At 44.7% G+C, this 14,151-nt stretch carries 10 protein-coding genes; 4 read left to right on the top strand and 6 right to left on the bottom strand.

The features are described 5' to 3' along the window. Positions 1–108 precede the first annotated feature (108 nt). Positions 109–582 carry a transcription elongation factor GreA gene (gene greA / locus JC606_RS01075; RefSeq protein WP_008222155.1) on the bottom strand — a complete coding sequence of 158 codons (474 nt, stop codon included), beginning with the start codon at positions 580–582 and terminating at the stop codon, positions 109–111. 515 nt (positions 583–1,097) lie between these two features. Here greA and JC606_RS01070 point away from each other — a divergent pair. Next, a complete protein-coding gene (locus tag JC606_RS01070) occupies positions 1,098–2,108 on the top strand; it encodes a porin (RefSeq protein WP_017106933.1) in 1,011 nt (336 codons plus the stop codon). A 108-nt stretch (positions 2,109–2,216) separates the two neighbouring features. Then, a complete protein-coding gene (dacB, locus tag JC606_RS01065; protein ID WP_198777623.1) occupies positions 2,217–3,650 on the top strand; it encodes a serine-type D-Ala-D-Ala carboxypeptidase in 1,434 nt (477 codons plus the stop codon). A gap of 108 nt (positions 3,651–3,758) precedes the next feature. Here dacB and JC606_RS01060 read toward each other — a convergent pair whose 3' ends face one another. Continuing rightward, positions 3,759–4,604, bottom strand: coding sequence for a magnesium transporter (locus JC606_RS01060; RefSeq protein ID WP_061032502.1), 846 nt, complete (start codon positions 4,602–4,604; stop codon positions 3,759–3,761). Positions 4,605–5,027: 423 nt separating this feature from the next. Beyond that, complete coding sequence (gene tyrS, locus JC606_RS01055) at positions 5,028–6,215, bottom strand: tyrosine--tRNA ligase (RefSeq protein ID WP_004738241.1); 1,188 nt, start codon at positions 6,213–6,215, stop codon at positions 5,028–5,030. A 129-nt stretch (positions 6,216–6,344) separates the two neighbouring features. Here tyrS and JC606_RS01050 point away from each other — a divergent pair, with 129 nt between their 5' ends. Next, positions 6,345–7,634: a peptidoglycan DD-metalloendopeptidase family protein gene (locus JC606_RS01050; protein WP_198777622.1), complete on the top strand. Its 1,290-nt coding sequence runs from the start codon at positions 6,345–6,347 to the stop codon at positions 7,632–7,634. Positions 7,635–7,718: 84 nt separating this feature from the next. Here JC606_RS01050 and JC606_RS01045 read toward each other — a convergent pair whose 3' ends face one another. From JC606_RS01045 to erpA, 3 genes are all read right to left on the bottom strand, one after another. Then, positions 7,719–10,811: an efflux RND transporter permease subunit gene (locus JC606_RS01045; RefSeq protein WP_198777621.1), complete on the bottom strand. Its 3,093-nt coding sequence runs from the start codon at positions 10,809–10,811 to the stop codon at positions 7,719–7,721. A 10-nt stretch (positions 10,812–10,821) separates the two neighbouring features. Then, positions 10,822–11,946: an efflux RND transporter periplasmic adaptor subunit gene (locus JC606_RS01040; protein ID WP_198777620.1), complete on the bottom strand. Its 1,125-nt coding sequence runs from the start codon at positions 11,944–11,946 to the stop codon at positions 10,822–10,824. Positions 11,947–12,196: 250 nt separating this feature from the next. Then, positions 12,197–12,538: an iron-sulfur cluster insertion protein ErpA gene (gene erpA / locus JC606_RS01035; protein WP_004738231.1), complete on the bottom strand. Its 342-nt coding sequence runs from the start codon at positions 12,536–12,538 to the stop codon at positions 12,197–12,199. Positions 12,539–12,834: 296 nt separating this feature from the next. On the opposite strand from erpA, the gene hemL reads away from it, so the two are divergent. Then, on the top strand, positions 12,835–14,130 hold the full coding sequence (gene hemL / locus JC606_RS01030) for a glutamate-1-semialdehyde 2,1-aminomutase (protein ID WP_102425339.1): 1,296 nt from the start codon (positions 12,835–12,837) through the stop codon (positions 14,128–14,130). The last annotated feature ends 21 nt before the right edge of the window (positions 14,131–14,151 follow it).

Genomic DNA, 14,151 nt, shown 5'->3' with positions numbered 1-14,151 from the left:
TAGCTTCACAAAGGGATAGCCAGTGCGCTTATCTTTTAGTGTAGCGTGAGAAACGAAAAAGGTCGCATTTAGCGACCTTTTTACTTATCAGAAACAAAGAAAATTCAATTAGATATATTCTACTTTGTCAATTTCGTAATCTTTATCACCACCAGGAGTCGAAATCATCACTTCGTCGCCTTCCATCTTACCGATAAGACCACGAGCAATTGGTGACTTCACTGAGATACGGCCAGTTTTGATATCGGCTTCGTCTTCAGAAACGATTTGGTAACGGTACTCTTCGTCTGTATCAACATCAATCAGAGTTACTGTTGTACCAAAGATAATCTTACCCGTGTTTTCCATTTGGGTTACATCGATGATCTGAGCTAGAGATAGCTTGTATTCGATATCACGGATTTGAGCTTCACAGATACCTTGCTCTTCACGAGCGGCGTGGTATTCAGCATTCTCTTTTAAGTCACCTAGTTCACGTGCTTCACCAATAGCTGCTGAGATAACAGGGCGTAGCTTAAGTAGGCGATCTAATTCGTCACGTAGCTGCTGAGCGCCACGTACTGTCATTGGAACCTTTTCCATTTTTTACCTCTATGCCAAAGCTTTCTTTGGCCAACATAAATCCACCCAACGTATTTTATTGGGTAGTAGAAACAAAACAATTTGGCTTAGTGTAAACAAACTTTATGGCTAAATCATCTTTATTCCACTTTGCGTTTTAAAAGCTGTATCTAGGTCTAAATTACTGCCATCACAAAAATGAATAATAACCTCCCCATCAATAACCTGAAAAACAAACATCTAAAAAAACAAAAAACAAACAAAATAAACACAGATCACACTTTTGTAAAAATCACTATAAAACAAAAATTTAAATAACAACAAATATAATAAAACAGTGTTCATTTTTTAGTTTTATATCATTTTACTAACTGGCAATGGAACTTTAGAGGTAAAAAGTAACCCATGGATTGCACTGGCATTTTTCAGACTTCTGTTCTAATCATGGTTATGAAGCCTGATTAATACGGGCAATACACAAAAGGGGTCAAATCCTTAATAAAAACTTCTATGGACAGTAATTAGGAATTAATAACATGAACAAGACTATGATCGCGCTTGCTGTATCTGCTGCAGCTCTTGCTACTGGCGCTAACGCGGCAGAACTATACAACCAAGACGGTACGTCTCTAGATATGGGTGGCCGCGCTGAAGCTCGTCTATCTATGAAAGATGGAAAAGCTGACGATTTATCTCGTGTACGTCTAAACTTCCTAGGTAAAGTTGATATCCAAGACGGCCTATACGGTGTTGGTTTCTACGAAGGTGAGTTCACTACTGCAGATGCAGATGCAAATGAAGATACAGGTGATAACGGTTCAGACATTGACAACCGTTACACATACGCTGGTCTTGGCGGTACATTCGGCGAAGTGACTTACGGTAAGAACGACGGTGCACTAGGTGTAATCACAGACTTCACGGATATCATGGCTTACCACGGTAACAGTGCTGCTTACAAAGTAGAAACAGCTGACCGCGCAGACAACATGCTATCTTACAAAGGCCAATTCCAAGATCTAGGCGTAAAAGCGAGCTACCGTTTTTCTGACCGCATTGAAAACAAAGACGGCACTATCTCTGAAACAGAGTTTGATGGCTACTCTCTATCTGGTGTGTATGCTTTCGGTACATCTGGCTTCAAACTAGGTGCTGGCTATGCTGACCAAAACAAAGGCAAAAATGCATCTGAAGACGAGTACATGGTTGCGGGTTCATACGAGTTAAATGAGTTATACTTTGCTGCGACTGTTGTAATGGGCACAGACAAAGATGGTTCTAACAAGACTGACAAAACAGGTTACGAGTTAGCGGCTGCTTATACACTAGACCAAACTGTATTCAGCACAACTTACAACAAACTTGAAAAAGAAACATCTGGTAACAAAAATGATACTGCTGACAACCTAGCGGTTGATGCAACTTACTACTTCAAGCCGAACTTCCGTGGCTACGTATCATACAACTTCAACCTACTAGACAAGAAAGAAGTTGGTAAATTAGATTCTGAAGACGAGCTAGCTCTAGGTCTACGTTACGACTTCTAACTCTGATTATCTAATTGATTAGTTAATTAAGAATCAAAACGCCCGCTCTCTAGCGGGCGTTTTTTATATCTGTATACTGAAAACATCAGCCATCCAAGACAATCTTCTATGCGCCTTCTATCCACACTACTGCTATGTAGTTTTTCCATTAGCGCTTTCTCTATTGACGCTTTCGCATACGCCCCTCTAGATACACTGCCCGATGGTAGTAGTACGAGTTTGCTCCTCCAATCGTTAAGCGATGATTCGAGCGAGCTTAATTCCAATAGCGATGAGTTTTATCCTCCTGCTAGTACGTTAAAACTGGTGACGGCTTTAGCGGCTAAATTAGAGCTGGGCGACAACTTTCATTACACCACCAGCATTGTTCGTTCTGGCAATGATTCAATCATTTCATTTAGCGGCGACCCAACCTTGCAACGTGAACAGCTAAAAAGCCTGTTAGCTCAGTACGCTAAGTCTCAATCCAGAACCATCAAAGGCAACTTATACCTAGATAACACGGCTTATACCGGCTATCAACGGGCGGTTGGTTGGCCTTGGGACATTCTAGGCGTTTGTTACAGCGCGCCTTCTAGTGCAATGACCTTAGACAGCAACTGTGTACAAGCCTCTATTTACACAAAGGATAACGGCAGCACTCGCGTCTATATTCCAGCCCATTATCCAATAGACGTGACAACCAATGCAGCCACTGTTACGCGCTCTGGACAAAAAGCCACCCAGTGCGACTTAGAGCTCATCACCACGCCAGATAACTCGTACACGCTCTCTGGTTGCTTAGTGGAACGTAAGAAGCCATTACCACTAAAGTTCGCCATTCAAAATCCTGAGCTTTACACCTCTCAAGTGGTGAACTCACTACTTAACGAGCTGAAAATACAAGTAAAGGGTGATGTGATCATTGGAACTAAGGAAAGCACAAACAACACGACGTTAGTGGCTAGCCATCACTCAGCGAAACTTCCAGACCTGCTCGATACTATGCTCAAGAAATCCGATAACCTGATCGCAGACAACCTAACCAAAACCTTGGGAGCAAAGTTTTATGTGCAATCGGGGAGTTTCAATAACGGCACTGAAGCAATAAAACAGATACTGCTGACCAAAGCGAATATCGACCTCAGCAAAGCGCAGCTCGTTGATGGTTCTGGGTTATCTAGAAACAACCGAATGAGATCGCAGACCATGGCTAAAGTGCTTCGTTATATCTGGGAAAACGACTCACAGCTCAACCTAATCAATGCCATGCCAATATCAGGTATAAATGGAACGCTTAAGTACCGACAAAGCATGAGGAAAGCGCCGATTCAAAGCAATATCATAGCGAAGAGTGGTTCTTTGTACGGAACCTACAATATGGCGGGATATGGTTTGGATGAGTCTGGGAAGCCAAACTCTCTGTTTGTGCAATTTGTTCGTGATTACTTCCCTGAAGAGCAAGATCCAGACAAACCAGTGGAAGCACCGATTACGCAGTTTGAACGTGCTTTTTATAAAGATGTGATTGAATACAGCCAAACACAGAGCCAGTCCAAATAGCAAACCGTTTGTTGTAAGCGGTTTATGACGCAATAAAAATGGCGCTGAAGATCTAAGATCTTCAGCGCCATTTTTTATTTTCGAAGTGCTGTTACTATTTAATAAGCGCTAGGCGATGCCTAAAAACGCATTCACGACAGTGAAATAGATCCACATCCCCGAGATGTCTACTATTGAGGCCAATACTGGGCTCACTAGCACTGCAGGGTCCAACTTGAACAAACGAGCCACGATAGGCAACCCGCCGCCAAGAACCGTCGATATTGTCACCTGAATAAACAGAGCAACAGCGATTGCAAAGGCAATCATATTAATGTCATAGCCACCAGTGGATTGGTTCTCACTGAACAGTAAGATACGTCCAATCATTACCGCGGCAATCGCCAGTGCTAAACAAATAGCCACTCTAAACTCTTTCCATAGAACATTGGCCCACTGACGTTTTTTCAATTCACCAGTGGCTAAGGCTCTAATCACCAAAGTAGCGGCTTGTGTTCCCGTGTTACCTCCCGCTGCAGCGATAACTGGCATATAGATAGCCAGCAGTACCAACTGGCTTAGGATATCTTCATACTGAGCAATGATAAGCCCAGAAACGATGCCCAGCAGTGCCAGCGCAATAATCCAACCGATACGCTGTCTAACATGGCTTAATACACCTGTAGAAAGGTAACCCTGTTGAGGCTCAACCTCTGAATAGATTAGCCCTAGTTGGTGAGCTAGATGTCGCGAACGCTTTTCAAAGCCTTGCTCCTCTAACTCACTAAGTAGAGCTTGAATCGTACTTAGAGAGCATTGCCCTAATACAAGTACTGCATCTTCAAGCGGCATACAGTTCAAAAGCCTGACCTGCTGTTCACGCCCATATTGCTGAAATGCATTCGATACAGCTTGGATGTCTTGCTCTGAGTACAGAGCTTCAATAGATAAAAAAGTGTTGTTCATTACCGTCATGGCGAATCTCCCGATTGGCAAAGGTAACGACCATCAAAACAAGTAGCCTACAGTGAGTACTTCACAAACATAAAGCGGTGTACACCAAGAGCGTATAACTCGATACATAAAGCATATAACTGAGCGCACCAAGAGCTTAAAGCACTGATGTGTCTACTTGTTAGAATCTAGAGTGTGGAAAAGAATGAAGGGAAAACAAAGATACCCTACCTGAACGGCAGGACAATAGATCAATACCGAGACAGGTTATTCTTCTCCATTCAAACTAGGAGGATGGTCGGTATTGTTCATAAAAATCTCCAAAATTACTGTCAGTTCGACAGCGCGCATAGTGTAGCAATCCTGTAAAAAATTCTTCGTCAACTTTCTGTCAATAAAAAAGGCATCCGTAGATGCCTTTTATTCAATCATTGATGTACGTTATTACTTGATAGTAATACGAGCAAACTTACGCTTACCTACTTGGTAAACAGCTGTACCAGCTTCTGGTACCAGTTTGTTGTCTTCAACTTTCTCGCCTTCGATCTTAGCAGCACCCTGCTTGATCATACGCATCGCATCAGAAGTCGAGTTTACTAGGCCCGCTTCTTTTAGAACGTTAGCAATTGGTAGGCCCGCTTCGAATTCGAACTCAGGCATATCATCTGGCACTTGGTTTTTAGCAAAGCGGTTAACGAACTCTTGCTCTGCAGCATCAGCATCCGCTTCACTGTGGAAACGAGCAATGATCTCTTTAGCCAAAAGTACTTTCACGTCACGTGGGTTTTTACCCGCTTCAACACCAGCTTTCAGCTCTGCCACTTCTTCAAGTGGACGGAAAGAAAGTAGCTCGTAGTAGCTCCACATTAGATCGTCAGAGATAGACATGATCTTACCAAACATTTCGCTTGGTGCTTCGCTAATACCGATGTAGTTGTGTGCAGACTTAGACATCTTCTTAACGCCGTCTAGACCAACAAGTAGCGGCATCATCAGTACCGCTTGTGGTTTTTGACCTGCTGCTTTTTGCAGTTCACGGCCCATTAGCAGGTTAAACTTCTGGTCAGTACCGCCAAGCTCAACATCGCTCTCTAGTGCAACAGAGTCGTGACCTTGTAGAAGTGGGTACATGAATTCGTGGATAGCGATTGGTTGACCACCAGCGTAACGCTTTTTAAAGTCATCACGCTCAAGCATACGAGCAACAGTTTGGTTAGAAGCAAGACGAATCATACCTTCTGCGCCAAGGTCAGATAGCCACTCAGAGTTGAAACGAATTTGTGTTTTCGCAGGATCTAGAATTTTGAATACTTGCTCTTTGTAAGTTTCAGCATTCTTCAGTACGTCTTCACGGCTTAGTGGTGGACGCGTTGAGTTTTTACCTGATGGGTCACCAACCATTGCAGTGAAATCACCAATCAGGAATGTCACTTCATGACCAAGCTCTTGGAAAGCACGAAGCTTGTTAAAGATAACCGTATGGCCTAGGTGAATATCTGGAGCCGTTGGATCGGCACCCAGTTTAATGCGTAAAGGACGACCTTCTTTTAATTTAGCAATCAGCTCGTCTTCTGGAATTAGTTCTTCTACGCCACGTTTGATCTCGGCTAGTGCAGCTTCAATACTCGCCATTCTTGTTCACTCCCACAGATTTGGCAAAAATATAATAGTTAGACATCTTACTTGAATAGCGATGTATTTTGAAACCAGTTACACTATTCCGTCGCCGATTTTCATAATATTTACAGAACGAACCGGAACATGTTGTCTATTTTTGCACGCCTTCCTATATTGCACCGGGCTTTTATCGCATTTTTTAGTGCCATAATTTTCATAGCGCTCTTCTTACTTCCCGACGTCAACAGCTTACGTGACGATACGGGCGCGCTTGTTGTAGGAAAACACTACCCTTTGAGCATCGACGCTTCTGCGCTAGTAAGCTCGAATGACGCGCCACCAACGGCTGTCCTTAACTGGGAAAAATACACGGTTCGCTCTGGCGAAAGCACTTCTGTTTTATTCGAGCGTATTGGCCTTTCATACCGCTTACTGCTCAACCTTCTCAATACCAATAACGATATTAAAAAGCAGCTCTCGAACCTAAGACCTAGTGACGTATTGCAATTCGGATTTGATGAAAACAACGACCTTATTCAGCTCAAACGACAACTAAGCGCGTTTGAAAGCTTCAAAATCACCAAATCTGGCGATTCATTCACTTCAAGTTTTGATAAAAAAGAAGTGGCTTACCAATACAACTATGCCGAAGCCAATATTACCTCTAACTTCTGGAATGCAGGCGTCAGTGCAGGCTTAACCGCCAACCAAATCATGGAGCTTGCGGGTATCTTTGGTTGGGATATCGACTTTGCATTGGATATTCGTAAGAACGACAGCTTTAAAATCTTATATCAAGAGAAGGTGGTTGAAGGTGAAGTGATTGGCCGTGGCAAGATCATGGCAGCCATTTTTACCAACCAAGGCGATTCATTTACTGCGGTATTAGACGATAAAAGCGGTAACTACTACGACGAAAACGGCCGAGCGATGAAGAAAGCCTTCCTGCGCTCGCCTATTGATTTTCGTCGTGTAACATCAAACTTCAACCCTCGCCGAAAACACCCAGTAACAGGTAAAGTTCGTGCTCACCGAGGTACCGACTATGCAGCCCCAGTTGGCACACCTATCTGGGCCGCCGGTGATGGTATCGTACAGAAGTCTGGTTACAACCAGTTCAACGGTAACTACGTGTTCATCCGACACAGCAACACTTACATCACTAAGTACCTGCACATGAAGAAACGCATGGTGAAAACAGGGCAACGTGTTAAGCAAGGTCAAACTATTGGTACTCTGGGCGGCACAGGCCGTGTAACAGGCCCACACTTGCACTACGAGTTCTTAGTTAATGGCGTTCACAAGAATGCGCGTACCGTGAAGTTACCTCAATCTAAGTCGCTAACGGGTAAGGCAAAAGCAACCTTTATTGCAAACTCTGAGATTCGATTGAAGAACCTTGAGCGATACGGTCAGTTACTAGCGACTAACTAGGCGTTTGTAGCTTCACAGCAAAATAGAAAAATGCAAAGAGCGCCCATCAAGGCGCTCTTTTTTATGCTCACATACCACAACTAGCTACTGTTTTTCAGGTTTGTTGTTCCGTCCAAGCATTAACAAACAAGGGGTTAATACTAAAGTCAGCACCGTGGCAAACGCCAAACCACCAGCAATAGCGGTCGCAAGCTGTGACCACCATTGTGTACTTGGCGCGCCAAACTCTATCTTTTGATTAATCAGGTCGATGTTCATCTCTAACACCATCGGCATTAAACCTAAGATAGTCGTAACCGTCGTGAGCATTACTGGCCTTAAACGCTGAACACCGGTTCTTAGAATCGCATCTCGCTTGTCCATGCCTCTTTTGATGAGCTGATTATAAGTATCAATCAACACGATGTTGTTGTTCACGACTATGCCGGCGAGCGCTATTACCCCAATCCCCGACATCACAATGCCAAACGGGCGTTGGAAGATCAGTAGACCAACGAATACGCCAACCGTAGAGAACAAGACTGCACTTAGAATTAAGAAGGCTTGATAGAAGCTGTTGAACTGAGTGATAAGAATCAAAGCCATCACCGCTAGTGCTACTAAGAATGCACTTTGCAAAAAGGCTGACGAGTTCTCCTGTTCTTCATTTTGACCACGAATACGAAAATCTACGCTATCTGGAAGCCCTAGCTCACTTAACGCCTGCTCGATCTTTGGCAGTTCTAAAGCAAGGTTATACCCTTCTTCCATATCTGCCATGATGTTGACGACTCGCTTACCATCAAGGCGTTTGATAGTGTCTTGCTTGTGGTCTGGAACGATCTGAGCAAAATTGGTTATCGGAACCAGGCCTGCTGGCGTTTTGACTCTGAGCTGGTCGAAGCGTCCGATATCCCTTTTATCATTCGGATAACGCACCAAGATATCGACTTCTTCTGCTGAGTCATCAGGCAGGTAATCCCCAATCTTGAGACCGTTGGTAACGAATTGAACTGTATTCCCCACCACGGTAGCATCAGCGGCAAAACGCGCGGCATCAGCACGGCGGATATCCACTTTCCAATCGATACCATCTTTACTTGCTGTATCGCTGATATTGGTCAGTGTTTGATTACCATCCGCCCAGCTTCTTACGATTTTTGCTGCCAGATTAAGCTGCTCCGGTGTTTTAGCTGAGAGCTCGATCACCAAGTCATTTTCAACCGGAGGCCCTGCATCGGGGAACTTGTATTCGATCTCGACACCAGCGTATTGATCGGTTTTTTGCTTTAATTCTTCAATGATCGCTTTCACGCTACGGCGATATTGCCAGTCGACAGGCGTAATCGAGATCAAACCAATCTGGTCGTCACCACCGGTACGCGTATAAACGCTGTCGAACTCTTCATGATTCAGCATCACTTGCTCAAGATCACGCATGATGTCATCTTTTTCTTGAATCGAAAGATCACCATGTGAGCGCACTTTAACGTTAAAGAATGGCGGATCAACCTCAGGGAAAAACTCGGCTCCTAAGCCTGCTTTTGAGTAAGTAAAGCCGACTGCAACCGCGAGTAGTATCGCACTAAACAGAATTTTAAATGGATGCTTAATCGCTAAAGAAAGTGTGTGGTAATACGCCTTGGTGAAGCCAGTCGCTTGAGTAAAATCACCATTATGCAGGGCGACCATTCGAGCTTGGTTCTGAGGGGATACGTATTGAGGCTTACCAATCAAGCCACCTAATACAGGCACGAACAGCAGTGCCATAATCAATGAAGCTGTTAAAGTCGCGATCAGAGTTAACGGGAGATACTTCATGAATTCGCCCGTCACATCCGGCCAGAACAGCAACGGAGCAAACGCTGCTAAAGTGGTGGCCGTTGACGCTGTAATCGGCCACGCCATCCGCTTAGCGGCATCTCGATAGGCATCTTTACGTCCTTCTCCCTCTTGCATTCTCCTGTCGGCAAATTCAGTCACCACAATCGCGCCGTCGACCAACATCCCCACCGCCATAATCAAAGAGAACAGCACTACAATGTTAACGGTTAACCCAAATACTGAGAGAACCAATAACCCAGTGAGGAATGAGCCAGGAATTGAGATGCCGACTAACAAAGCAGTACGCACGCCAAGAATCGCGATGATTACGATCACCACTAGAATGATGGCGGATAAGATGTTGTTTTGAAGATCATTGAGCATAATCTTCACATCTTTCGATTCATCCCAAGTGTATTTAACCAACAGATTGTTTGGCCACTCAGCTTGCTGCTGAGCCCCAGCCATTACCGCTTTCACCAGGTCTACGGTTTCAATGATGTTCTCACCCGCTCGCTTCTTGATATCCAAGACCACCGCAGATTTCCCATCTAAACGCGCAAAGCTCTCCGGATCTCGAAACGCTCGACGAACTGTAGCTACATCACCAAAAGTAACGACCTGTTTGCCATCCACTTTGATAGGTAACTCAAGCACATCCTTTAAGGAGTTAAACACCGAAGGGACTTTGACCGAGAAACGACCATAGCCCGTATCAACAAAACCCGCAGCAACCACTCGATTATTCAATGCGATCAGATTGTAGATATCAGCTTGATCTAGGCTGTAGCTCTCCATCAATAGAGGATCAACAATAATTTCAACGATATCTTCTCTGTCACCGGCAATATCGACCTCTAATATTTGGCGATAGCTCTCTAATTTATCTCCAAGCTCTCGAGCAATTTGCACTATGGTGCGTTCAGGAACAGTACCGAATAACACCACAGACAGAACAGGTTGCTCAGAGGCGAGCGTGACCTCATTAACCGTCGGCTCATCGCTGTCTTCTGGCAGTTTTGGCTTAGCAAGATCAACGGCGTCACGCACATCGGCCATCGCTTTGGTAAGGTCAACTCCGACATTAAACTCCAACACCACAGAAGCATGGCCTTCTGCGGCGGTTGAATTCATCTCTTTTACGCCTTCAATGGATCTAAGCTCTTGTTCTATAGGTCGAACTAACAGACGCTCAGCATCGGTTGGTGAGATCCCTTGATGCCCAACTGAAACATAGATAATCGGGATGGTAATATCGGGGCTCGACTCCTTAGGTATCGTGATATAGGTAATAACACCTGCAACCAAAATAAGCGCCAACAGAGAAAGCATGGTGCGAGCACGAGACAAGGCTGCATCAATAATTGAATACATCAGTTATCTCCTACTCAGCCACTGTATTTGAGAGTTCAGCACCTTGCTCAACCGCAATCACCGAATCACCATCACGTACAAAGCCTTGTCCGACGGTAATAATATCGACCTGTTGACCTAAGCCCGTGAGCCAAACTCCATCTTGCTCAGCCTTCACTAGCTGTATGCCGACAAACTTAACGCTTGGCGCATCATCAACTGACACCAGAGTTTTAACCCCAAGGTTACCCGCCTCATCCAAAGCCAACATCGCAGGTGTCACCTTGATAGCATCTCTTGTTTCTAGATTGAGTTTTACTTCAGCACTGACACCTGCGGGCAGTAAGCCATCAGAGTTATCGATTTCAATTTCGATTGGGAAGGTATTAGTAGAAGCTGAAGAGATTCGAGACACATAACGTAATCGCCCTTCTACTTCCTCTCTGCCAAGTAGACGAACCAATGCATCTTGATTGGCTAACAGGTGCTGAATATGACGCTCACTGACATCCGCTTTAATCACCAGAGGGTCAAGGTCAATCACACCAGCAACGGGGTCGCCAACGCCAACGAAATCACCAAGCTCGACCATCAAGTCTTGAACCACACCCGAGAAAGGTGAGGTAATAACAGTATTCTTTAATGCCAACTCCGCATTACGCATCATGGCTTTCGCTTCAGTTAAAGATGCCTCAGCGGTAGTGTAAGCAATTTCCCCTTGTAGCCCTCTTTTCTTCAGTGACTGCGCCGCTTTAAATTCTTTCTGTTTGAGGCGATACAGAGCCGATGCCCGCTCTAACTGTATTTCCAAGTCGCCTTTATCGATCTGAGCAATGGCTTGTCCTGCTTTTACAGTATCACCCTTAGCAACGTTGAGCCTGACGACCTTGCCTGCAACCTCTGCGCCTAATCGCGCATGTCGATCTGGCGCTGTTCGACCGTATAAATCAATGGTCTTAAAGGTGGGTGATGAGGTAAATGTTTGGTAAGAAACCTTTGCCAATGGAATCTCAGTCGCTTTTTTCTCAGGCGACTCTTCAGCTTGCCCCACTCCTAAGCCAAGCCAGAGAGAAAGCAGTATGACTAAAGTCAGAGAGACCAACCACGGCTGCTTAAGTTTCTGAAAAAGTGGCGAGTTAGAAAATAGAGTGGGCATAGCAAATCCTTTTCTGGCGCATTAGGTGCATTAATTGACGCAACAGCGTCACAAGAGATGTACTGATACAAATAAGTAATATTAACAGGACAGGAGAAATAAAGTTGAGGACGTTATCGACAGTTTAAAAAAATATGCCGTGTACTAAAGGAAGTAAAAATGAAGGGGATAAAAAACAAAAACGCCGAACATAAGTCCGGCGTTTACGGTGTTTCGAATATAGCTTTCAGAGAAAGCTTTTTCTTTATTGCTATACGCTAAATGATGCGCCACAACCACATGTTGTTGTGGCATTAGGGTTGTTTACGAAGAAACGTGCACCCTCTAGGCCTTCTGTGTAGTCAACCACGCCACCCATTAGGTATTGTAGGCTCATTGGGTCAACAACCAGTGTTACACCGCTATTTACAATCGTAGTGTCGCCATCATTTACTTTTTCATCGAATGTGAAGCCGTATTGGAAACCACTACAACCACCACCTGTAATGTATACACGCAGTTTTAGTTCTGGGTTTTCTTCTTCAGCAATCAGCGTTTGTACGCGGGTAGCTGCTGCATCAGAAAAAGACAATGGGATATTTGCTTCGCTCACGACAACCTCTCTTACCTGTGTCAAAAACAACATGATACAAATCTAATTCGAGACCATAGTTGTTGAGTGTTTTCTTATATTCTGCTGATTATCCAATACCTGACTGAAACGTTCAAGTATTCACCACCTGATCGCCGTTTTTCCTGCTAAAAACTCATCAAATAAAAACAAAATGAATGTGCAACCACACAAAACAATCAGATTCGGGCGATTATATCAGCGAAACCATTCCTAGTTGGATTATGGATAGGTACAATGCCTGCCAATTGGTCCGACAGTCAAAAGAGGATATATCAATGACCAAATCAGCAGAGCTGTACGAAAAAGCACAGCAAACTATTCCTGGTGGCGTAAACTCTCCAGTTCGTGCATTCAATGGCGTAGGTGGTTCTCCAATCTTCGTTGAACGCGCTGATGGCCCACTTATTTTTGATGCTGATGGTAAAGCATATATCGATTACGTTGGCTCTTGGGGTCCAATGATCCTTGGTCACAACCACGCGGTTATCCGTGATGCAGTAATTGAAGCGGCTCAACGTGGTCTTAGCTTCGGTGCTCCAACTGAAACTGAAATCAAAATGGCTGAGCTTGTGTCTGAGATGGTTCCTTCAATGGAACAGCTACGTATGGTTAGCTCAGGTACTGAAGCAACCATGAGCGCGATTCGCCTTGCTCGTGGCTTTACTGGTCGTGACAAAATTCTTAAGTTTGAAGGCTGCTACCATGGCCACGCAGACAGCCTACTTGTAAAAGCAGGTTCTGGCGCTTTGACTCTAGGTCAGCCAAGCTCTCCAGGCGTACCAGCAGACTTCGCTAAGCACACACTAACGGCGACATTCAACAACCTAGACTCTGTACGTGAGCTGTTTGAAGCAAACAAAGGTGAGATCGCTTGTATCATCGTTGAACCTGTAGCGGGCAACATGAACTGTATCCCACCAGTAGAAGGCTTCCACGAAGGTCTACGTGAGATCTGTGACCAAGAAGGCGCGCTACTGATCTTTGATGAAGTGATGACAGGTTTCCGTGTGGCTGAAGGCTGTGCGCAGGCTTACTACAACATCAAGCCAGACCTAACGTGTCTTGGTAAAGTTATCGGTGGCGGTATGCCAGTCGGTGCTTTTGGTGGTCGTAAAGACGTGATGCAATACATCGCACCAACAGGCCCAGTTTACCAAGCGGGTACTCTTTCTGGTAACCCAGTAGCAATGGCTGCAGGCTATGCATGTCTGAACCTTCTACGTGAAGAAGGCAACGAGAAGCGTCTAGCATCAAAAACTAAGCAGCTAGCGAATGGCTTCAAGCAACTTGCTGACAAGCACGGCATCCCAATGCTAGTACACCAAGTTGGTGGCATGTTTGGCTTCTTCTTCACTGAGCAAGAAACAGTAACTTGCTACGAAGATGTAACTAAGTGTGATGTAGAACGCTTCAAGCGCTTCTTCCACCTGATGCTAGATCACGGTGTGTACCTTGCGCCTTCAGCATTCGAAGCGAGCTTCACATCGCTTGCTCACGGTTCAAAAGAGATTGATGCGACACTAGAAGCCGCTGACCGCTCTCTTGCGATTATTGCTGCAGAAAGTAAATAATCATAAGCGCTGATAAGCCGC

The sequence above is a fragment of the Vibrio sp. IB15 genome (assembly GCF_016406055.1).
GTDB classification, from domain to species: Bacteria; Pseudomonadota; Gammaproteobacteria; order Enterobacterales; family Vibrionaceae; genus Vibrio; species Vibrio chagasii.
Note: the sequence above shows the minus strand (reverse complement) of the source record. Positions and strands in the feature narration are given on the sequence as shown.

Coding starts and splice junctions, on each gene's coding strand:
- JC606_RS01050 (WP_198777622.1), top strand. CDS start 6,345: ATGTTGTCTATTTTTGCACGCCTTCCTATATTGCACCGGGCTTTTATC.
- JC606_RS01045 (WP_198777621.1), bottom strand. CDS start 10,811: ATGTATTCAATTATTGATGCAGCCTTGTCTCGTGCTCGCACCATGCTT.
- hemL (WP_102425339.1), top strand. CDS start 12,835: ATGACCAAATCAGCAGAGCTGTACGAAAAAGCACAGCAAACTATTCCT.
- JC606_RS01040 (WP_198777620.1), bottom strand. CDS start 11,946: ATGCCCACTCTATTTTCTAACTCGCCACTTTTTCAGAAACTTAAGCAG.
- JC606_RS01070 (WP_017106933.1), top strand. CDS start 1,098: ATGAACAAGACTATGATCGCGCTTGCTGTATCTGCTGCAGCTCTTGCT.
- JC606_RS01060 (WP_061032502.1), bottom strand. CDS start 4,604: ATGACGGTAATGAACAACACTTTTTTATCTATTGAAGCTCTGTACTCA.
- tyrS (WP_004738241.1), bottom strand. CDS start 6,215: ATGGCGAGTATTGAAGCTGCACTAGCCGAGATCAAACGTGGCGTAGAA.
- dacB (WP_198777623.1), top strand. CDS start 2,217: ATGCGCCTTCTATCCACACTACTGCTATGTAGTTTTTCCATTAGCGCT.
- greA (WP_008222155.1), bottom strand. CDS start 582: ATGGAAAAGGTTCCAATGACAGTACGTGGCGCTCAGCAGCTACGTGAC.